Origin of the sequence: Lactobacillus sp. ESL0259 (assembly GCF_003693045.1) — a bacterium.
GTDB classification, from domain to species: Bacteria; Bacillota; Bacilli; order Lactobacillales; family Lactobacillaceae; genus Lactobacillus; species Lactobacillus melliventris.
In genome coordinates, this window is sequence record NZ_REHP01000009.1 from 278,694 (window position 1) to 299,548 (window position 20,855).

General features: G+C 37.8%; 18 protein-coding genes. 4 read left to right on the top strand and 14 right to left on the bottom strand.

Annotated features, from left to right (window positions below):
* Positions 1–56 precede the first annotated feature (56 nt).
* Positions 57–1,580: an O-antigen ligase family protein gene (locus F5ESL0259_RS07290; protein ID WP_122037991.1), complete on the top strand. Its 1,524-nt coding sequence runs from the start codon at positions 57–59 to the stop codon at positions 1,578–1,580.
* Positions 1,581–1,735: 155 nt separating this feature from the next.
* On the opposite strand, the gene lacG is transcribed toward F5ESL0259_RS07290, so the two are convergent.
* From lacG to F5ESL0259_RS07320, 6 genes are all read right to left on the bottom strand, one after another.
* Positions 1,736–3,160: a 6-phospho-beta-galactosidase gene (gene lacG / locus F5ESL0259_RS07295; RefSeq protein WP_122037992.1), complete on the bottom strand. Its 1,425-nt coding sequence runs from the start codon at positions 3,158–3,160 to the stop codon at positions 1,736–1,738.
* Between the two features lie 11 nt (positions 3,161–3,171).
* Positions 3,172–4,917, bottom strand: a complete 1,746-nt coding sequence (locus tag F5ESL0259_RS07300) for a PTS lactose transporter subunit IIBC (protein WP_122037993.1) — start codon at positions 4,915–4,917, stop codon at positions 3,172–3,174.
* Positions 4,918–4,936: 19 nt separating this feature from the next.
* Complete coding sequence (locus tag F5ESL0259_RS07305; RefSeq protein WP_110446563.1) at positions 4,937–5,290, bottom strand: PTS lactose/cellobiose transporter subunit IIA; 354 nt, start codon at positions 5,288–5,290, stop codon at positions 4,937–4,939.
* A gap of 4 nt (positions 5,291–5,294) precedes the next feature.
* A complete protein-coding gene (locus tag F5ESL0259_RS07310) occupies positions 5,295–6,158 on the bottom strand; it encodes a PRD domain-containing protein (RefSeq protein ID WP_158596018.1) in 864 nt (287 codons plus the stop codon).
* Positions 6,159–6,331: 173 nt separating this feature from the next.
* The gene (locus tag F5ESL0259_RS07315) at positions 6,332–6,958 is read right to left on the bottom strand and encodes an LVIS_2131 family protein (protein ID WP_110446566.1); all 627 of its coding nucleotides are present in this window, start codon (positions 6,956–6,958) and stop codon (positions 6,332–6,334) included.
* 101 nt (positions 6,959–7,059) lie between these two features.
* Positions 7,060–7,605 carry a hypothetical protein gene (locus tag F5ESL0259_RS07320; protein WP_122037995.1) on the bottom strand — a complete coding sequence of 182 codons (546 nt, stop codon included), beginning with the start codon at positions 7,603–7,605 and terminating at the stop codon, positions 7,060–7,062.
* A 358-nt stretch (positions 7,606–7,963) separates the two neighbouring features.
* On the opposite strand from F5ESL0259_RS07320, the gene F5ESL0259_RS07325 reads away from it, so the two are divergent.
* Both F5ESL0259_RS07325 and F5ESL0259_RS07330 read left to right on the top strand, forming a co-directional pair.
* Positions 7,964–9,541, top strand: coding sequence for a multicopper oxidase family protein (locus F5ESL0259_RS07325; protein WP_122037996.1), 1,578 nt, complete (start codon positions 7,964–7,966; stop codon positions 9,539–9,541).
* A gap of 99 nt (positions 9,542–9,640) precedes the next feature.
* The gene (locus F5ESL0259_RS07330) at positions 9,641–10,351 is read left to right on the top strand and encodes a C39 family peptidase (RefSeq protein WP_122037997.1); all 711 of its coding nucleotides are present in this window, start codon (positions 9,641–9,643) and stop codon (positions 10,349–10,351) included.
* A 174-nt stretch (positions 10,352–10,525) separates the two neighbouring features.
* On the opposite strand, the gene F5ESL0259_RS07335 is transcribed toward F5ESL0259_RS07330, so the two are convergent.
* From F5ESL0259_RS07335 to F5ESL0259_RS07355, 5 genes are all read right to left on the bottom strand, one after another.
* Positions 10,526–11,002, bottom strand: a complete 477-nt coding sequence (locus tag F5ESL0259_RS07335) for a threonine/serine exporter family protein (RefSeq protein ID WP_046325506.1) — start codon at positions 11,000–11,002, stop codon at positions 10,526–10,528.
* Between the two features lie 3 nt (positions 11,003–11,005).
* Positions 11,006–11,782: a threonine/serine exporter family protein gene (locus F5ESL0259_RS07340; protein ID WP_046325507.1), complete on the bottom strand. Its 777-nt coding sequence runs from the start codon at positions 11,780–11,782 to the stop codon at positions 11,006–11,008.
* Between the two features lie 8 nt (positions 11,783–11,790).
* The gene (locus tag F5ESL0259_RS07345) at positions 11,791–13,338 is read right to left on the bottom strand and encodes an ABC-F family ATP-binding cassette domain-containing protein (protein ID WP_122037998.1); all 1,548 of its coding nucleotides are present in this window, start codon (positions 13,336–13,338) and stop codon (positions 11,791–11,793) included.
* 115 nt (positions 13,339–13,453) lie between these two features.
* On the bottom strand, positions 13,454–13,813 hold the full coding sequence (locus F5ESL0259_RS07350; protein WP_122037999.1) for a hypothetical protein: 360 nt from the start codon (positions 13,811–13,813) through the stop codon (positions 13,454–13,456).
* A gap of 26 nt (positions 13,814–13,839) precedes the next feature.
* Positions 13,840–15,021, bottom strand: coding sequence for an LCP family protein (locus F5ESL0259_RS07355; protein ID WP_122038000.1), 1,182 nt, complete (start codon positions 15,019–15,021; stop codon positions 13,840–13,842).
* Between the two features lie 149 nt (positions 15,022–15,170).
* Between F5ESL0259_RS07355 and pepF the strand changes: the two genes are divergently transcribed.
* On the top strand, positions 15,171–16,976 hold the full coding sequence (pepF, locus tag F5ESL0259_RS07360) for an oligoendopeptidase F (RefSeq protein WP_122038001.1): 1,806 nt from the start codon (positions 15,171–15,173) through the stop codon (positions 16,974–16,976).
* A gap of 177 nt (positions 16,977–17,153) precedes the next feature.
* On the opposite strand, the gene F5ESL0259_RS07365 is transcribed toward pepF, so the two are convergent.
* The 3 genes from F5ESL0259_RS07365 to F5ESL0259_RS07375 form a co-directional block, all read right to left on the bottom strand.
* Positions 17,154–17,903 (bottom strand): amino acid ABC transporter ATP-binding protein, encoded by a 750-nt coding sequence (locus tag F5ESL0259_RS07365; RefSeq protein ID WP_110446575.1) that lies wholly within the window; start codon positions 17,901–17,903, stop codon positions 17,154–17,156.
* Positions 17,896–19,392, bottom strand: coding sequence for an ABC transporter substrate-binding protein/permease (locus F5ESL0259_RS07370; RefSeq protein WP_122038002.1), 1,497 nt, complete (start codon positions 19,390–19,392; stop codon positions 17,896–17,898). The genes F5ESL0259_RS07365 and F5ESL0259_RS07370 overlap by 8 nt, the downstream gene beginning before the upstream one ends.
* Before the next feature lie 168 nt (positions 19,393–19,560).
* Entirely contained in the window at positions 19,561–20,790 is a 1,230-nt protein-coding gene (locus F5ESL0259_RS07375; RefSeq protein WP_046325514.1) for a lactate oxidase, read from the bottom strand.
* Positions 20,791–20,855 lie beyond the last annotated feature (65 nt).

The window sequence follows — 20,855 nt, forward strand, 5'->3', positions numbered from 1 at the left end:
TGCCTAATTTTTGCCTAAAATTAAACCATGAAAATATTTATGATATGGAGAAAAAAGTGAAAGAAAAAGCAAGAACCATTTTATTTTGGTTCATTCTAATACAACCGTTTTTAGATTTATATTGGTTCTATCATGGCACTTTGGCTAATATTTTACCATTTACACTGCCTACAATTATCCGTATTTTGGCAGTGGCGAGCCTGGTTGGCCTTTACTTTAGCTCGCAAAATTCTTGGCGGAAACTATCACAGGAAAAATGGCTACTAATTTATATTATGCTGTTAGTCATCTATTCAGCACTACATTTAATGCACGTGCAGCATTTTACCAGCGTGAGTCCCAACAATTATGGTTATTCCCCTAGTGGAGAAATCTTCTATTTAATTAGAATGATATTACCCTTAACAGTACTTTATTTGACTGATGAATTAGATTTTGGATCCCGGCAATTACAAATGGTGATTGAAGGTATTTCAGGACTTTTTTCCGGTACTATTGTACTTTCTAACCTTTTCGTCATTTCTCTGAAATCATACGAAACAGGAACTATCAGTGCCAACATTTTTGAATGGTTCTTTAATCCCAATATCGGTTATTCCCACATGGCATCTAAAGGCTTCTTCAATTTTACCAACATGATTTCAGCCGTCCTCTTTATGTTGTTGCCGCTTATGCTCTACTATCTTTTCACTTCATTTAACTGGCATACCATTTTATTAAATGTGGTGCAGGCTCTGGCAATGATTGAGATCGGCACCAAAGTTGCTGCTATCGGTCTGATTGGCGGAATAATAATCGGTCTCATCCTGTTTGGCCTGCATAAATATCTGATTAAAGATGTAAAAAAGGGCGGCAAAGCGTTTTTAGTTGCTGTCTTAATAGAAGCAGGATCCCTAGTGATTTTGCCCTTTGGCCCTGCAATTCAGCGTTATAATTATGAAATTTATCTAGCTAAACAGTCTGACCATGATTTAGCGGACGAAAAAAAGGAATTAGCTGCTGGTTTACAAAAATACCCTAATGGCAAAAAAAGAAAAGAGTTTTTGCGTTACTTCATTAAGAAAAATTATCAAGAATATGCGCTTAATCCCAAATTTGTCTTTAAAAGCTATCCTTACCAATATGACCCGGAATTTTGGCTCAAAATTATGAACGAACCGGGCCAGTCGCGCATGGAAAACCGCCAAATTGAAAAGGCTATGCTTAATCAAGTAGTCAAAACCAATAACAACAAACTAGACAAGCTTTTTGGTATTTCTTACATCCGAGAAAACAATATTTTTAATTTAGAACGAGACTTTACCGCTCAAATATATTCCTTAGGCTGGCTGGGAATGCTTTTGTATGTCGGAACATATTTGGCAGTGTTAATTTACGGTGCATACAGGTGGCTCAGATATAAAGCAGCACGGACTTATTTAGTCAGTTCCTTAATCGTTGCCAGTGGTTTCATCCTGCTCGCTGCCTTTTCTTCCGGTAATGTGGTTGACTTTTTGACAGCCAGCTTTATTCTCGCCTTCATTGAAGGAAATCTATTAGTTCAGGTTCGTAAAAAGGAAACAATAGAGATTTCCAATTAATGTAAAATGTAGATTTATCATAGTTTTAATTTTAGATAAAGGACTAACTGTCACAATCATACTTAGTTCTTTTATTTTTTAAAAATTTTCTGCCCATTAGAAAACCCCGCAATTTATCCAATTTCGGGGTTTAAACTAAGTTAGTTGCTTAAATTTTATTCTTTATTCATTGTATCTGCTAATTCTTTAAACCATAAGGCACTCCTTTTAACATAACGCTTCTGCGTTTTGAAATCTACATAAAACAGACCATAACGTTTGTTGTAGCCATTTGCCCAAGAAAATTGATCTTGCAAAGACCATACAAAGTAGCCTTGGACATTTACTCCTTCACTGCGAGCTTTTAAAAGGGCAGCGACATGTTGATCAATGAAATCAATTCTGGGAGTATCATCAATAATCTTATCTGGGCTGACAAATTTATCCTTATAACCTAAACCATTTTCAGTCACATAAATTGTCTTGCAGTTAGGATAATCATGACTGATACGCTTTAATGTGTCATAGAGACCCTGTGGGAAAATATTCCAGTCCCAGTCAGTTGTCGGTACCCCTGGCTTTTTGACAGTTTCTCCTACTCCTTTAAACTTAAAGGAAGAAGTACCCTTGTCACCAGTACCGTTAAAGTGATTTTCGCTTTCGCCATGATACGCTTTAATAAACTGATTTTGATAATAGTTTAAACCAAAAATATCATTTTGTGATGCAGCTTTAGCGAGAATATCGAGGTCACCGTCTTGAATATCCAAATGTGCGTTATTTAAACGCAGTATTTCATTAATTGATGCCATGGTATCGTCTGAGTAATAGCCTAAGAACGTCCCATCAAGCAAAAACTTGTTCAAAAACGCATCTTGCAATTTAGCTGCATGTTTATCTTCAGTACTGGTTGATATTGGATATACTGGTTGAATAACATGAATTAGGCCAATTCTACCTGGTAAACCCAGCTCTTTATATAAATTAACTACTCTGGCATGTGCCACTAACTCGTTATGTTCGGCCTGAATTGCACTGGTGACATCAAAATGATGATTTGGTGGAAAAGTACCGGCAATGTATTGTGAATATGCTAAAGAAATTAGTTCATTAATTGTAAACCAGTTTTTTACCTCTTTAAATTCATTAAAGCAAAACTTGGCATAGTCAACAAAATAATCAATATTCTTGCGATTTAACCAGTCACCATTATCAAATAAAGTTTTAGGACTATCAAAATGATGCAGGCTAACGTAAGGTTCAATGCCATTATCAAGACATTCTTTGAATAATTTATGATAATATTCTACGCCTTTTTGATTTACTTGACCGTAACCCTCAGGAAAAATTCTGGTCCAAGCAATTGAAACGCGCACAGCATTTAAACCATATTTCTTGGCAAGCCCAATGTCTTCTGGATACCGGTTGTAAAAGTCACTAGCAGGATTTGGTGAAAATCTGCCCTGTTTTTCAAGGTAATCATCCCACATTGTTTTGCCCTTGCCATCAACTTGAGTGCTACCTTCAACTTGATAAGCGGCAGTGGCACCACCCCACACGAAATCGCGAGGTAATTTTTGTACTCTATTTAGTAAAGTCATTTTATTCTCCTTTATTCTGAAATGTTAGCAATTATCAGGTCCAGACACTTGTCGGCATGCTGGGTCATATCTATATATTGCTTCCCGGTAGTCGTAATCATCTTAGCGTTATTCTTATCACATTCCTTTTTCAGTTCATCTTTCATCGCATTCATTTGCGGTGCCAAAATAACGATGTCCATTCCTGAAAGCAAGTCGTGGTGAGCACCAAATGAAGTAGCAGCCACTGCTAAAGGTAAATTGTTTTCAGCAGCTAACTTGTTTAAGGCTTTGGCTAAAATACCACTGGTACCGCCCCCTGCACAAAGTACGAGAACATTCAGACTTTTACCATCTTTTGTTTTAGACAGTGGAATTTTGCTTTCACTTGCAGTTTCATCAGTATTATTTTCAGAAACAGAAGCTACTGTTTCGGTACTGGTATTAGCAGCAGTTGCACTAGTAGATTCGCTTGTGCCATTAGTTACTTTTGCTGCTTCTTCAGCACATTTTTGCATGTCATATGCTTTAAAGAACGGGTAGTACATCACAACATCAACTACTAGAAGCAATATTGCTAAGATAATTGACCCAATCGAAAAGCCGGTACCCATTATCAAGCCGAGTGTTCCTGGTGTAGTCCAAGGCAAATTGTAAATAAAGCCAGGCATGTGGAAGACATCAACAAATATTTTAAAAAGCCAGACATTGGCAATTGGTGTCAAAATGAAAGGAATAAAGAAGACTGGGTTCAAAATTAATGGTGCACCAAATAAAATTGGCTCATTAACCCCGAACAAAACTGGAATTGATGCAGCACGACCTACTGCTTTTAATTCTTTTGATTTAGACATGAAAGCAAACATTAATGTAATTACTAAAGTAGCACCAGTACCACCTAAAGTAGCAACAAAGTATTGTGTACCTTGAGCCAGAATTCTGTTGGCGCCTGCAATGTTACCAGCTTTCCAGGCTGCTAAGTTTAATTCAACATTGCTTAAATAGATAGCAGTAACCGCCGGCTCAACGATTGATGGCCCCTGGATTCCGATAAACCAGAAGAAAGCCATCGCACCATAAACTATTGCCAGACCAAAATAACCGTCTGCTGCGGTAAATAAAGGTGATAAAACTTGAATAATCCAGGCAGCTAGGTTAGTCCCAGTCGCAGCTCTAAAAGCTAATGAAAAGATCCAGAAGAAAAACGTACTAATTGCAAAAGGAATAATGTTTTTAAAGGCTCCCGCAATATTTTGGGGTACAGCATCTGGCAATTTAATCGTAATATTATGTTTAAAACATTGATAGTATACATTTGGAACTATAAATGCTACCAGAAAGGCACAAATTAGTCCTTTGGTACCAATCATTGCAACTGCAAAATACAGGTTGTTCATTTTATCAGTCAAAGTATCAACAGCTACCAAGACAAAAGAAACCTGTGCGGTAAACTGCACACCTACAGTTGGAATCTGATCCGTTTTTGGTAAATCCAGATTAAACGAATCGGTTAATGCCTTAGCGACTGATGAAGAAGCCATCAGTGCTAAAACTCCCATGGACATGTTGTAAAACATGTTTAATGCATTAGCTACTTTGGTTGGCCAGGCAAAGTGCCAAATCAAAGGCACGTTGGCTATCAGTAAAAATATACTGGAAAAGATAATTATCGGCATTAAAGCAATAAAGCCATCTCTGACCGCCCGCAAATATTTATTAGCGGCGACTTTTTGAAAGAATGGCTGTGCTTTTTCAATTTGCTTAATTACAGCATTCATTTTTAAACTCCTTGTTCATTTACTTATTTTTTAGTTCATTCAATTCCTTCAAAGCGGAATTATACTTCTCATACAAATCTATAAAATATTTAGCTTCATCCCTTAACAGCATCGTAGTCATTAAAGTATCCTGCCCGTGAGACATAATGAACGTGGTTTCCATTTCTTCACCACTGGCCTCTTTACTCATTAGTTTTGTTTGTGCATTATGAGCATCGTTTAAAGAGCTGTCTGCACTTTTAACCAGCTTTCTGGCCTTGTCATAATTGCCTTTTTTAGCTTCATCAAGCGCTGTGATTAATGCAGTCTTCGCATCGCCAGCATAAGCGACTATTTCAAAGCCGGCCATTGAAATTTCTTCTTTAGTTGCCATCTTTTTACTCCTTTTCTTTTGGCCCTAAAATTTGATGAATGTGAATGATAAAGTAAACCCTCTCTGCGTCTGACGGATAAAAATTAAATTCAGCATTAAGAGCCTGAAAAATTTCTTGAGTTATTTTGTAAGATCGTGGATAGGCCTTGATCATGTCACGTTCAATCTTTTTATCGATAGATTCATTTTTTTCTGGCGGCCGCCAGATCCTTTTGGCCAGATATTGTAAGTGAATTAGAAATCGTCTAAAGCTGTCCCGATTTTTGCCATTTTGATAAATGTTATTGTTATCCAGGACATTAAGAACGACATTAATTAGTTTAGACGTGTTAAAAATATATTTTGATTTACCCTCGTGCTTGGCAATACCTGTAGGAATCTTGCTGTTGATAAAATGAAGCGCTATACTTTTGACCTCTGAAGGTGGGAACTCAACGCCTAATTTATGGTTAATAATTCCCAGAGCTTCGTTTGCAATTTGATATTCTTTTGGATATCTTTGACTTAAATCCGGAATCTCATTTTCCCGATATTTTCCTGCTAACAGTAATTTGTAGGCGCCATTGACATGTTCGCTTAAGGTGAGATAAATCGAATCATAAACCTGAAAATGATAATTAATTCGCGCATTTTCAATAACTGCAAAAACTGCTGCAATAATATCTGCAGGAATATTATGGAAAAGATAATTAAACGAATCTTTATCCTTCTTATTGTCTAAATAAAATATTTTCTGAATTTTTTTAGTATCAACTAGTCTATTTTTGCCCTGTTCAAACCCCACTCCCTTACCGAAAACAATAGCTTCCTGTCCTTTCCCAACATCAACTAAAATGCTGTTATTATTAAAAATTTTTTTAAGGCGCATAACATCTTCCTTTTTTGCAGAAAAAAAGAGACTACTAGCAATAGCCGATGAACAATAAAAATTCATCAGTTATACTAGTAGTCTCGCCTAATTTGATAGTAACAATCTACTTAAATTTTCAATACAGATAAAGCATACCACACTTTTACAATTATGCAAACGCTTTATTTATTTTATTTTTCTTTCTCCCTGATAAACGATGAATCCGGAATCCTGATTAGATAATAACGAGTAGCATTGTGTCCTGCATGCATGCCAATGCCATTTTGCCAGACTTTTTTATAGTTAGCGGTGTAAATAGCAACGTAAGCTCGCTGATATTTGCGGTCCATTGTCTGCAGTTGCTTTTTGTCGTATGGAATTTTGGCCGCATTAAGATCCAGAGGACTTTTACCATAAGCCACCGTAGCGAAATCACTGGCTACTTTAATCTTTTTACCCGGCCTGTAATAAGTGAAAGTCTGGGTACTAATTCTTTTCTTTTTCGAATCAATTGTAACGTAACTTGAATTGCCTTCTCCCGGGTTCATGACAATCGGTTCATAGGTAATATGAGACTTAATCTTAGTCGTATCATCAAGATCCGGGTTATCTAGCATAGTCTTGCCGAATAACCAGACAATCCCAACTAAAAGAGCGGCTACTTCAATGATATCTATCAAAAAATTGGGCCAGCTAAATTGTCGGTGCTTCTTAATAATCATTGTGATGCGGCGCTTACGAATGTTTTGCACAACAAAAACGAAATAAAGAATAACTACTACCCATAACAATACTCCAAGTAGATTCCAGCTAATCATAATGGACCTCCTGCATCTTCTTCCATTATATGGTAAAAAACACCTTTTGAATAGTTACGTTCAAATTTGCATTAATTTTCACCTACTAAGTCTCAGATATTTTATTTCTTAGACTTTGTTTCTTTTTGTGACTTTTTTGTTTTAGGCTTTTTAACAGTGGTCTTCTTTTTAGCAGAAGCAGCAGGCTTTTGGAACTCACGTACTTGTTTTATTTTTTCCTGCATAGCATCTGTTAATTTGGCAACAACTTCGGCTTCATTTTGTTCAATTTCTGCTTCCGTCGCGATTTGATCAATTCGAAATCCCGATGCATTCAAATATTCCGACTGCGTTTCAAAGTATACTGCAACCGGATATTCTTTACCCTCTTCGAAAAAATTGGCATTCTTCTTGTAATTACTATATGGCAAGTTGATCATATTGGTCTCTAATGCAAAAGTTATGGGTCTTTGACCGGTAATTTCAAGAGCAATATGACTCAGTGAGTTATGCTTGAGGGCAGCTTTAGTTTCCTTAACCAATTTAGCTGCCTGTTCACGCAATTTGGTTTTGGATTTACTGACATCAGCATATTTAGTAGTTTCTAAGTCTTCAATATAATCTTGCTTTTCTATTTTAATAGTGAAATCTGTTAAGCTTATTTTCAAGTTAAAAATCCTTATCTAATTTATCAATTTTTATCATCTTTTATACGATACTCAAATTTTGGTTCAAAAACAATTTATTTTATTTCTTTTAAAAATAATTTTTAAAAAACATTTTTTTCTGCTCAGGGTTATTTTATAATATTTTTGCAATTATTTAGTTTAAAGAAAACGAAAGCTACGCACTATTTTTGTAAATATTAAATAACGCTTTAGCCCTTGAAATTTTGCAAAAGCGCTTTTATAAAAATTTATCAAAAAAACATAGACTTATCTACTTTACAAGCGTTTTCACATAGAGTAAATTTAACATGTAACTAAAAATTTTTCACTAAATTTTTTAACTGAAAGGTAGACGAATATGTCAGATAAAGTTTACACAGATTATTTCTATAATTCTGAAGATTTTGATAAAAACCACCAAATGGGATATAAAGATCTTCATATTCCTGAAGGCGTTGAAGCTCAGCCTTTGATTGTTCCTCCAGTATTAGAGCCTGATAAACAAGAAAATAACGATGTTTGGTACACAATCGATTCTCAAGAAGGCGACTTCCAATTTTTGCCAGGGAAAAAGACTCATACATGGGGCTACAACTTCCCAGTTCTGGGTAAGACCATGGTTTTAACCAGAGGTCAACATGTTCACGTAACTTTGAAGAACAGCTTGCCAGAATTGACTACTTACCACTGGCACGGTATGGAACTTTCAGGTCCTGGTAACGATGGTGCTTGTCACTCACCAGTTTACCCAGGTGAAGAAAAGCACATTGACTTCATAGTTAAACAACCAGCAGCTTTGACTTGGCTTCATGCTCATCCATGTCCATCAACTGCCATGCAAGTTTGGATGGGACTAGCTATGGGCGTTGTTATTACTGATGCTAACGAAGCTAAGTTGCCAATTCCTAAGACTTACGGCAAGGACGAGTTCCCAATTATTTTGCAAGACCGTATTTTCCACGAAGACAACCAATTTGACTACAAGGCAGACTACAACGCAATGGGCATCTTTGGCGACACTCCAATCATCAATGGTGTTGTTCGACCATATGTTGATGTCACTACTCAAAAAGTACGTTTGCTCTTCTTAGGTGGTTCTAACCGTCGTGAATGGCGCCTGCACTTTAGTGATGACTTGGTAATGACCCAAATCGCCGGTGACGACTCATTCTTGGAGCACCCAGTTAAATTGACTAAAGTCTTAATTGGACCAGGTGAACGTCAACAAGTAGTTGTTGATTTCAGCAATTATAAAGAAGGCGATGTTGTCAACCTTTACACTGACGACTTCAAGCTGGTTGAATTCAGAATTCACAGTTATGAAAAAGATGACAGCGTAATTCCTGATACTTTATTCAAACCATATGATCCAGTTGTTAACCCGAACTCACCAGTGCCTCATGTTACTATGGATAACCACAACATGATCAATGGTAAGCTGTTCTCAATGGAAAGAATTGATATGAAGCAGGAATTGATGAATGCTGAATACTGGGACGTAACTAACACTAACGATAAAGTTAACGGCATGTTGCACCCATTCCACACTCACGGTGCTCACTTCCTGGTTGTATCACGTAACGGTAAAGAACCATATCCAAACGAAAGAGGAGTTTACAAGGACACTATCGAAGTAGCACCTCAAGAAACAGTTCGCATAAAGGTTTACTTCCAAAACACTGGTGTCTTCATGTATCACTGCCACATTATCGAACACGAAGATGCCGGTATGATGGCGCAAATTCAAATTGTTGATCCAAAACATCCAGACAAGAAATATCATTTGATGGATATGGAAACTCTGACTAAGGCTTTTGCCGAAGAAAGAGGCGTTCCAGAAGATGAAGTCTTCTGCCCAGGCATGGACGTTGAAGGTATGGCAGTTAAAGGTGAAGATCACAGTCTTGACGCTTTGTCAGGCGCAACTCACCACTAATTTCTACTTTCACTAAAGAATTAGTTAATTTTCCAAAAATCGTTCATTTATTTGAACGATTTTTTGCTTTTAATAAACAATCTATGTTTAAATAGCTTTATGAAAAAGAAAAGATTTTCCATTAAAGCTATTTTATTGATATTCCTAGGTCTCGTTTTCTTAGGTGTAATTTTTAGCGGCCTTAATTCTAATAGTCTTAAAGATCGCTATGACTGGGTTACCCTGAAATCCTCTCAAAAACTGAATGTTCCACTAGAAAACCAGTATCCGGAACTGCCAAATGGTTGCGAAGTGACTTCCTTGTCAATGCTGTTACAGTATTATGGTATCAAGGTAAATAAACTAAACTTATCCGAAAATATCAAGCATGTATCTTCTTACACGGATGATGGCAAATACCGGGGTAATCCCCATGTGGGTTTTGTTGGTTATATGAGCCAAGCAAATGCTGGCTGGTGCGTTTATAATGAGCCTTTAGAACAAATAGGACTAAAATACACCAATCGGATTAAAAACTTTACTAATCATGATTTTATTCAAGTAATGAAACTAGTTTCTGATGGCCATCCTGTGCTAATCATTACAACGACCAATTTTAATCATGTTAGCGATATGCAAACATGGCAAACAGCTCAAGGTAAAGTTCAGGTAACACCATCTTCTCACGCCTGTGTTATTACCGGCTTTGACAAAAAAGCTCATGTAGTTTATGTTAATGATCCTTTTGGCACCAAAAATAAAAAGGTTCCGTGGCAAAACTTGGAGAAAAGTTATAATCAGCAAGGAAAACAGGCATTATATCTGGAATAAAAAAAGAGCAGATTCAATTAAGAATCTGCTCTTTTTCAAATCGAGGCCCATTATTAATAACAGGTGACTACTTCTGTTCACATCAGGTTGGTCAACCACCAGCACTTCCCGTGCCTGCCATTTAAGGCGGGTGTCCTCACACAAATACGCATCTCGCGTTTTTGTCGACTCGCATTAATTATTATACTTATTCGAATGATGTTTGTAAAATTTTTTTATCCTGAAAAAGATTTCCACACACATACTTGATAAAAGCATCCCGAGAGCAATTGAGCCGGTTACTATTATTACACGTAAAACCGCATCATTAGCTCCACTCAAGTTGCCCGAGGTTAGTTCTCGCACCGCCTGATAAGCAGGAACTCCGGGTACTAAGGGCACAATTGCCGGAATATAAAAGACAGTAGCCGGACACTTTTTTATCCTGGCAAAAACTATTCCTAAAATGCCAATGGCAAAAGAACCAAGCAAGTTTGAAAGTAGCCGTCCCATTGATGCTCTCATTGCCAGCCAATAGATAATCCAGCTAATAATACCGCTCACACCAGCTAAATTAAGCACTCGCCGCGGAACATTGATTGTTAGGGCAAAACCAACAGAAGCTAAATAAGCAAAGGCAACGTTAATTACTATTTCTAACCAAAAAGGCATTTTTTATGCTCCTAAAAACTTTAACACAATACCAACTCCACCGCCTAACGCAAAGGCTGTGAGCAAGGCCTCACAAATTTTCGCCATTCCTGAAAGAATATCACCTTTAAACAAATCGCGCAGAGCGTTAGTCAATGCCAAACCAGGTACTAGTGGCATCAACGCTCCAGTTAAAATATTGTCAATAATCATTTTGGGAAAAAGATTAACTAAACCAGCTGCTACAACTGTCATAACCAGGGCAGCAACCAGTTCAGCCAAAAACTTGACGTTGGTAAAACGCTTAAAATAATAAAAAGAGAGAAATCCGATTGCTCCAACGAAAGCTGCGCCCGGAAAATCAACCCAGTCGTAATTATTCATAAACATTACCATCAGCGTGGCACTTAAAACCGCAGCGCCAATAGTTTGCAGCCACAAGGGAAATGTGGGAAAACCACCGTGGGCAATTTTATCTACTTCCCTTTTAACTTCTTGCAAAGTGATTTTTTTATCCGCAAAAGCGCGCGATAATGAGTTAATCCGATCAACCAACTCAAGATTAATATTGCGTTCATGTACTAAAATACTCTGACAATAATTGCCGTGGTCGAGACTCATAAAAACGCCTGTTGGTACCACAAAGACTCGCGGATCGGGTTCTCCGGCACTTTTGGCAATTCGCAGCATTGTATCTTCAACGCGATACATTTCACTGCCCCCTTCTATCATTAGCTCACCGGCAGTTAAACAGGTATCAAGTAAATCCTGGTAAAACAGTTCACTTTGTTCAGCACTCATTTTTCACCTCAAAGTTTATTCATCGTTTCAATATCAATAGTTTTGTCAACCCAGTTACCTTGGAAAAAGTCTCGTTCGTGACTAACGATAATGACTCCGCCAGGAAACTTAACGATAGCTTGCCTAAGTGCATCTTTTGCATCGCGATCCAAATGGTTGGTAGGCTCATCTAAAAACAATAAATTAGCAGGTTCAAACAACATTTTTGCCAGTTTAACCTTTTCTTGTTCACCACCCGATAATTTTTTCAAAGGACTCATTGCCTGCTGAGCGGTAACACCTAATTTTGCCAGAGCGCCTCTTAATTCTTTAGGCTTAATCTGTTCAAAATTTTCCTGCAAATATTGCAAAGGAGTCATATTGTTATTAGGCCAGGTCAATTCCTGCTTAAAGTAAGCAATCTTGGCAGTTTCTGATAATTTATAGGTGCCGAAAATAGGTGCTAATTGCCCCAGCAACGTTTTTAATAACGTGGTTTTACCAATCCCATTAAAGCCAGTAATAGCAACTTTTTCATTATTTCCAACTGAAAAATTAAAAGCTTCTTTTACCAGCGCCTGGTCATAGCCGATAACCAAATCCTGTGTTTGCAAAAGTAAATTGGCTGCTGTTGCTACATAAGGAAATGCAAAATGCGGTTTATGATTGCTTTTGGGTGGATTCAGCACTTCCATCTTTGCCAACTGGCGCGCCCGTGATTTGGCAATTTTCGACCGGGTTCCAGCCTTATTTTTACGGATGTATGCTTCCGTTTTAGCAATTTTGCGTTGCTGGTTAGTATAAGCCTTCATGTAAGTTTCCCGATTAGCCTCTTTTTGCCTCATTGCCTGCTTTAACGTACCGGTATAACGCGTGATTGTGCCCAGATCAATATCAATAATGCAGTTGGCAATTCTGTTTAAAAAGTCATAATCATGACTAACAACAATAAAAGCACCCTCAAAATCATTCAAATAATTCACCAGCCAGTCAATGTGGGCAACATCAAGGTAGTTAGTTGGTTCATCTAACAGTAAAACAGCCGGAGTTTGCAGCAGCAATTTAGCTAGAATGATTTTTGATCTTTGACCACCTGACAATTGGCTCACATCATGATCGTATCCCAATTCAGCCAGGCCTAAGCCAGAAGCAACACGTTCAATTTCTGTATCAATATTATAAAAGTTATTTTCCTCTAAGTAAGTTTGCAGTTTACCCGCTTTTGCGAGTAGGGAATCAGATCCTTCAGTTGCATATTGCTCATAAAGTGAGTTTAATTCTTGTTCTTTTTGATAAAGAGGGGTAAAAGCTGTGCGCAAAAACTGCCGAATTGTCACGCCTTGCTGCAATTTAGCATACTGGTCGAGATAGCCGACTGCTACCTTATTTTGCCATTTAACTTGACCTTCATCAGGCAGTATTTCACCAGTTAAAATTTTAATCAAAGTGGATTTGCCAACCCCATTTTGGCCAGTGACACCCATATGGTCTTCTTTATTGAGAACGAAACTAGCATTCTCATACAAAGTTTTATCCTCAAAACCTTGTCCTAAATTTTTAACTGTTAATAAACTCATTATGCATCTCCCTAGATAGTAAGATAAGTAGTACTGGTAAAAAGTAAAGCAGTTGTTTTGTCTATCAGTTCAATTTGTAAACGCATGCAATAAAAAAGTGGGCAGTTGCCCACTTTTACATTCTTTCTTGTTCATATTTCTGCAAGGCATCCAATATTTTTGGCCAATAGCGCTTAGGCAAGATTAATTGCAGCTTGTTATTATATATTGGAAAATCACTTGCTTTCATTCCCGTAATTTCGGCTAAATCCTTATCAGATAAGTGATATTTACTTGCAATCCGCTTTATTTCAACGGAAGCATGACCCCGAAACCATGAAAGAGCAAAGAAAAATAAGGCAAATATGCTAGCCACTAAAACAGCAACCGGTAAAGACCAGTGCAATGTGCGTAAGCAGATGAAAATTGCGGCAATAAAAGCAATAAAAGCTGATATCACACCATAAACAACTAGAAATACAGATTGCTTACGCATATTTTATCCTCCTTTGCTGAGAACACTTATTGACCAGAATTAATTCCACTTGTTCCAGTTCCATCCGAACTGTTATTTGACTCATCAGTTACTACTGAACGGTAAATCTGATAGTTAGTAAACGGACTTGGATCCTGCCATTTAATGTTATTGTTCTGCTCATTCAGCCTGTTGAGCTTCGTTTCATCATTATCCAATATTTTTTTATCCAAGTCAAGATTGGTCCGGATCTTGTCAGAGGCCTTCTGTAGTTCTTTAGTAGATGCCACCTGAATAGAAGAACCGTTAATCCAAGCATCATGTCCTTGAATATAACCGCTGGAAATATTTTGGGAACAACCGCGATATGTCAAAGCTAAGGCTAACATATCATTAAAGGTAAGATTGGTTTTAACATACTTCGAAAAGATCTTAACCAGCTTGCGGTAATTAGCTATTGAATCGACGGAGATAGCCTTGTGGACAACTGCGGTAATTACTTGCCTTTGGCGCATTTGCCTACCGTAATCGCCTCGAGGATCATCATGGCGCATTCTAACATAAGCCACAGCATGACGTCCGTTTAGGTGTTGCTTTCCTTTATGAAAATCACACCAATCATATGAAAACTTAAACGGGACTTTAACATCAACACCGCCAACGGCATCGACTAAGCTTTTTAGCGCCTTCATGTTAACTTCTACATAATAATGAATGGGAACACCAATTAAAGCCGCAACAGTTTTCATAGAAGCTGAACTGCCGCCAATTCCATAGGCTGAATTAACCCGAAACATATTGTACTTGTTTCCCGGATCACCTAAAATATTAGCAAGGGTATCACGAGGAATGGAAGTCATTGTTGCTTTATTTTTAGCCGGGTTAGCAGTAGCCAAAATCAAAGTATCCGAGTTTCCCTTATCATGTCTTCCTTCAAGTCCTTGATCAACCCCAAGAATCAAAACTGAGATTGGTTGTCTGTTAGCAATACGAGCAGATGTGGCATAGTTGCCACTATCACCATCAATTGCGCTGTGCAAAGCAAAATACATGTGAGCTGCCCAAGCCAGACCCAAGCAAACACAAAAAACGGCCACAATACCACAAATCCGTGCGAAAACGCTGCCCTTGAATGCTTTGGTTGGTTCTGCTAGAGCATGATTACGATGAAGATTTAGAGAAGAATGTCCTTTATGGTAATCTTCTCTGCGTTTTGAATTTGGATCCATTCCTCTATTTAATCCCTTTCGTATTTTTCCATCTATTATTTTTAACACTTTCAAACTTGAATTAAAATAATATCAATTATAATTAATAATATCTTATTTTTTATTCTTTAGTATAATTTAATTATATATATCAAAAAAGGAGATTTTAAATGTCAATTCCTAAACGAAGTGAAGTTCCCACAAATCTAAAATGGGACCTAACTAGAATATTTAAAGCAGATGCTGACTGGGAAGATGAATATACACGTCTTAAAAAAGAAATACCAGTTTTAAGCACCTTGAAAGAAAATTTTGTTACATCAGGTACATCATTATATAATGGGATAACTAAAATTTTAGCTCTTAGCAGAAGACTGGAAAAAGTTTACTCTTATGCTACTTTAGCCAGTGATGTTGACACAGGAAACGCACACTATTTAGGTTATGTTGCTCAAGTACAAGGATTAGCCAGTCAATTTGAAGCAGCCACTTCTTTTATGAACCCTGCAATTTTAAGTGTTTCTACCGCAAAATTAGCAGCCTTTAAACAAGAAGAACCAAGATTGGTCAACTACAATCATTTACTTGATCAGATTACCAGAATGCGGCCTTATACTTTGTCCGCCAAAGAAGAAAAACTGATTGCAGATGCTGGAGATGCATTGTCTGCTTCTGACAACACTTATAACGTGTTGACTAATTCGGACATGGAATATGGTTACACCCAAAATGATGACGGGGAAATGGTGCAGCTTTCTGACGGCCTATATTCTTTATTGATTCAATCTCAAAAGCGTACAGTAAGAAAAGATGCATTTGATTCAATGTACGCCACATACGGTCAGTTTGAAAATTCTCTAGCTGCTACCCTTTCTGGTGCAGTAAAGGAACACAACTATAATGCCCGTGTTCATCATTATCATTCAGCACGCGAATGTGCAATGAACGAAAATGGTGTACCAACAGTTGTTTACGATACTTTAATTAGCGAGGTAGACCAGCACTTAAACCTTCTTCATGACTATGTGGCTTTACGCAAACAAATTTTAGGCTTGAACAATTTACAAATGTGGGATATGTATGTTCCGTTAACAGGCAAACCAGCTTTAACTTACACCTTTGATCAAGCCAAAAAAGAGGCTAAAAAAGCTCTACGGCCGTTAGGTGAGGATTATTTAAAGCAGGTTGACTACATTTTTAACAATCGGGTAATCGATGTAGTTGAATCACAGAACAAGGCTACAGGTGCATATTCTGGCGGCTGCTATGATACGGATGCATATGAACTACTTAACTGGGAAGACAATGTTGATTCATTGTACACATTGGTTCATGAAACAGGTCATTCCGTTCACAGTATGTATACCAGACAAAACCAGCCATATGTTTATGGCGATTATCCTATCTTTGTTGCTGAAATTGCGTCAACTACGAACGAAAATATTCTAACAGAATACTTTTTAGCACATATCACTGACCCTAAAACCCGCGCTTTTGTTCTAAATTATTATTTGGACTCTTTCAAAGGAACTTTATTTAGACAAACGCAGTTTGCTGAGTTTGAACAGCGCATTCATGAACTGGATGCTGAAGGTGAACCTTTAACTGCCGACCGTTTAGACGATATGTACGGTAAATTAAATGAGCGCTATTATGGTGATGCAGTCCAGCCAGGAGGAGCAATTGCTAAAGAATGGGCCAGAATTCCTCATTTCTATTATAATTTCTACGTTTACCAGTATGCTACAGGCTTTGCTGCTGCCACCGCTCTGGCCAATAATGTCGTGCATGGTACTGCTGAGCAGAGAAAAGCATACATCAGCTTTTTGCAAGCTGGTTCCAGCGACTACCCAGTTGAAATCATGAAAAAAGCAGGAGTTGATATGACTAAGCCTGATTATTTGGAAGAGGCCTTCACCACTTTTGCCAAGCGGCTAGCTGAATTTAAGGAAATTGTCCAAAATAATTTTAAATAACACTTGCAAGTTTCGCTGACAAATAATATAACTGATATGTAAATCATAATTTCTTACATCAAAACCCACTTTCTCTTTAACTGAAAGTGGGTTTTAAATTGCATAACTTTTTACGCTTTACCTTTAATACTACGTTATTTGGCTGAATTGCCAGCAGGTAGACTAATTTTAAAATGTTTATGCTTCCAATACTCTGGCTAAAAAGTCCTGGGCACGCGGAGTTTGCGGCTGCGCAAAGAATTGTTGCGGTGCAGCTTTTTCCTGAATATAGCCGTCAGCCATAAACCATACTTCATCTGCAACATTCTTGGCGAAGCCCATTTCGTGAGTCACAACGACCATTGTCATCCCTTTCTGAGCCAAATCTTGCATTACCTTCAATACCTCACCTACCATTTCTGGGTCAAGCGCTGAAGTGGGTTCGTCAAAGAGCATTACTTCGGGATCCATTGCCAAAGCACGGGCAATAGCAACCCTTTGCTGCTGGCCGCCGGAAAGGCTGGTTGGAAAAGCGTCTGCCTTGTCAGCCAGACCTACTTGATCTAATAGCTCAAGTCCCTTAGCTTTAGCATCACTGTCACTCATTCCTTTTACCTTCATAGGTGCCAATTTGATATTTTCAATAATGCTCATATGAGGAAACAAGTTAAACTGCTGAAAAACCATGCCCATTCTTTCACGCAATTTATCAAGTTGGTCTTCACTTAAAGCAGTTAATTCTTTATCTTCAAAAATCACTTTGCCGGAAGATGGTTGATCTAGTAAATTTAAGCACCGCAAAAACGTACTTTTACCAGCACCTGAAGGACCAATTAAACAGATAACCTGACCTTCATTTACTTGCGCATTGATATCTTTTAGGACTTCATTACTGCCAAACTTTTTCTGCAAGTGTTCAACTTTAATTACAGGTTTTGCGTTAGTCATGATTCATTTTCCTTTCAAATACTTTCATTAGGCTGGATAAACCAAAAGTAATGATAAAGTATAAGATCATTGTGATTACCAATGGCATAACTCCACGATAGGTATCAGCCTGGACCACCCGTGACTGATAAATTAAATCTTTGACGCCTATTACCGAAACTATGGAACTTTCCTTGATTAGAGAAACAAATTCGTTTCCCAGAGCCGGCCAAATATTTTTCATTGCTTGCGGCATAATAACGTAACGCATCGTTGCTGTCCGTGACAAGCCTAAAGAACGAGAAGCCTCTGTCTGGCCCACAGCAATCGAATTAATACCCGAGCGAATTACCTCTGCTACATAAGCTGCAGAGTTGAGGGAAACTGCAATTATACCAGACAGTAAAGCCGGAATATTGATCACCACCCCTAAGCCAAAATAAATAAAGAGTAATTGCACCATTAACGGTGTACCACGGATAAATTCCACATACGTTGTCGCAAGCGAACGGGCAATTTGATTGTGTCCTAAGCGCATAAATGCCAGTATCGCACCTAATAAGAAACCGAAAAAGACAGAAATTGCGGAAATAAGTAAGGTATAGCCAACTCCCGCAATAAAGAAGTCTTTATAAGCCCACATTGAATTGGAGGCTTTAACTTCTTTTTTCGTCTTACCACCTGTTAAGTAATTGCCGGCTTTTGGCAAATACTTCTTATTGATTAAATCTTTTTGCTTAATCTCCGCAATTGATTTATTAGCAGCTTTGACTAAGCTATTAGCTCCTTTATGAAAAGCAATAGAGGTTGCAGATGACTCGGTCTTTAGACCTGCGGGAATTACCATCACGCCAGCCGTATTTTGAGCAAATGCTTCAGCCGTTGCCTTGTCAACAGACACAGCATCAACCTTATGCGTTTTTAATCCTAAAACCAAGTCGTTATCTTTATCCATAGTTTTAAGTTTGACATTTTTGGCTTGTTTTTTAAGCATTGTCGCCTGCATGCTGCCAGTTTGGGCACCAATTGATTTGCCGGCAAAAGACTTATAATTATGATATTTGCCCTTATCTTCTGTTCTTATCAGTAATTTTTGATCACTTCTATAATATGGTTGACTAAAGGCAACACTTTGAGCCCTTTTAGGTGTTGCATTCATTCCGGCAATGACCATATCAACTTTTCCAGTTTCAAGGCCGACCAAAAGAGAGTTGAAGTCCATTGACCGCACTACGAGTTTAACACCAATATCATGGGCAATTTTTTGCCCTACTTCAACATCCATACCTACTATTTTAGATTTGCCGTTAATATTTTTGACAAATTCATAAGGAGGATAATCTGGACTGGTTCCCATGACTAGCTCGCCTTTTTGTCGGACTTTTCGTAGATAATTGTCAGTTCTTTGTTCAGTTTGTCCTTTAGCAGCAGCTGCTGCAGTTTGGGGTAACAGGGTTAGCATTATGACTGCTATCAACAAAGTTTCAAGCAATTTCCACGCTTTCTTCATAATTTTCCTCCTAAATTTTATTTTTATTATGACAATTATAAAGATATAAAAATAGAATTACAACTATTACTTAATAATAATATTTTTTTAAGTAATAAAAAAAGGCTCTATTTATTAGTAAGAGCAACTAGTATATAGAGCGATTTTACTATTTACGTTTCAAATTAATTAAGCTTGAGAAGCTCCGGTTACAGCATCTGAACCATTATTCTTCAATTGGTTTTCAGCAGTTACAGGATATGGCTTAACTCTTGAAGGATCAGTATTTGACTTTAAGTTATCAGCCGTATAATTAATATGAGTAATCTTAGCATGTTTAACATCGTCGATTGTCTTGCAGCCAGTTAATTGCATATCAATTAACAGTTCTTGGTTAAGTTGTTCAATAACAGATTGAACACCCTTGGCACCACCAAGTGCTAGACCATATAGATATGGCCGGCCAATACCCACCATATCAGCTCCAAGTGCCAAAGCCTTAAAGACGTGCGAACCACGACGAACGCCGGAGTCAAAGACAATCGGAACCCTGTGATTAACAGCTTTAGCAATTTCTGGCAACATGTCAATTGTTGCGGGGCCACAATCTACCTCACGACCACCATGGTTAGTAACATAAATACCATCAGCACCGGCACCCATAGCAATATAAGCATCCTCAGCACAAACAACACCTTTAATAAATACTGGTAAGCCAGACATTTCCTTGATACGTCTAACATCTTGCGGGCCAATCTTTTGCGCCGAAGAAGCATACATTTGGGCTACAGTTTGACCTTCGCCTTTAGCACCTTGATAACGAGTAAAGAAATCTAGGGGTACAGGATAAGCAAAGTTAGTTCTAAGGTTAGCTTCACGAAAGCCAGAGATCAGCGCATCAACTGTCAGGAAAATTCCTTTATAGCCGGCTTTCTTAACTGCATCAAAAACCATTTGGTTAAAGTCCCAGTCTTTACTGAGGTAAAGCTGGAAAAAGCGCGGTGCATCTGGAGCTGCAGCAGCAATATCTTCAACGCTCTTATTTGCATATGTACTGGATGAAAAGAGTGCACCAGCAGCTGCTGCTCCCTTTTGGGTAGCAATTTCTGCATCTTTATGAGCAATACCATGACAAGCAATAGGTGAGATCATCACCGGTGTTTTCAATTTCATGCCCATAAATTCAGTATCTAATTGCGGATGATCCATATTAGTTAAAGCACGTGGTACAATTTGAAAATGGTTGAAAGCAGTAGTGTTGTTACGCCAAGTCCATTCATTTTCAGATCCCGAAGCAATATAGTAATATGCCCCTTCAGGCATAACTTCCTTTGCCCGTTCCTCAAGTTCATCGAGGTTGACCATATTTAAAGCTTCATTACGTTCGCTTTGAGGAAAACCATTATAATAGTATGTCATTATTAAGACTCCTTCTTTATTATTATTTCCGCTTTTTATTATACATGTAAATGCATACAAAAGTT

Excerpts from the sequence above, each read along its gene's own strand:
- F5ESL0259_RS07305 (WP_110446563.1), bottom strand. The coding sequence starts at position 5,290 with ATGGCAACTAAAGAAGAAATTTCAATGGCCGGCTTTGAAATAGTCGCT.
- F5ESL0259_RS07310 (WP_158596018.1), bottom strand. The coding sequence starts at position 6,158 with ATGCGCCTTAAAAAAATTTTTAATAATAACAGCATTTTAGTTGATGTT.
- F5ESL0259_RS07375 (WP_046325514.1), bottom strand. The coding sequence starts at position 20,790 with ATGACATACTATTATAATGGTTTTCCTCAAAGCGAACGTAATGAAGCT.
- F5ESL0259_RS07330 (WP_122037997.1), top strand. The coding sequence starts at position 9,641 with ATGAAAAAGAAAAGATTTTCCATTAAAGCTATTTTATTGATATTCCTA.
- F5ESL0259_RS07350 (WP_122037999.1), bottom strand. The coding sequence starts at position 13,813 with ATGCGTAAGCAATCTGTATTTCTAGTTGTTTATGGTGTGATATCAGCT.
- F5ESL0259_RS07370 (WP_122038002.1), bottom strand. The coding sequence starts at position 19,392 with ATGAAGAAAGCGTGGAAATTGCTTGAAACTTTGTTGATAGCAGTCATA.
- F5ESL0259_RS07345 (WP_122037998.1), bottom strand. The coding sequence starts at position 13,338 with ATGAGTTTATTAACAGTTAAAAATTTAGGACAAGGTTTTGAGGATAAA.
- lacG (WP_122037992.1), bottom strand. The coding sequence starts at position 3,160 with ATGACTTTACTAAATAGAGTACAAAAATTACCTCGCGATTTCGTGTGG.
- F5ESL0259_RS07335 (WP_046325506.1), bottom strand. The coding sequence starts at position 11,002 with ATGCCTTTTTGGTTAGAAATAGTAATTAACGTTGCCTTTGCTTATTTA.
- F5ESL0259_RS07300 (WP_122037993.1), bottom strand. The coding sequence starts at position 4,917 with ATGAATGCTGTAATTAAGCAAATTGAAAAAGCACAGCCATTCTTTCAA.
- F5ESL0259_RS07325 (WP_122037996.1), top strand. The coding sequence starts at position 7,964 with ATGTCAGATAAAGTTTACACAGATTATTTCTATAATTCTGAAGATTTT.
- F5ESL0259_RS07340 (WP_046325507.1), bottom strand. The coding sequence starts at position 11,782 with ATGAGTGCTGAACAAAGTGAACTGTTTTACCAGGATTTACTTGATACC.
- F5ESL0259_RS07355 (WP_122038000.1), bottom strand. The coding sequence starts at position 15,021 with ATGGATCCAAATTCAAAACGCAGAGAAGATTACCATAAAGGACATTCT.
- F5ESL0259_RS07365 (WP_110446575.1), bottom strand. The coding sequence starts at position 17,903 with ATGACTAACGCAAAACCTGTAATTAAAGTTGAACACTTGCAGAAAAAG.
- F5ESL0259_RS07315 (WP_110446566.1), bottom strand. The coding sequence starts at position 6,958 with ATGATTAGCTGGAATCTACTTGGAGTATTGTTATGGGTAGTAGTTATT.
- pepF (WP_122038001.1), top strand. The coding sequence starts at position 15,171 with ATGTCAATTCCTAAACGAAGTGAAGTTCCCACAAATCTAAAATGGGAC.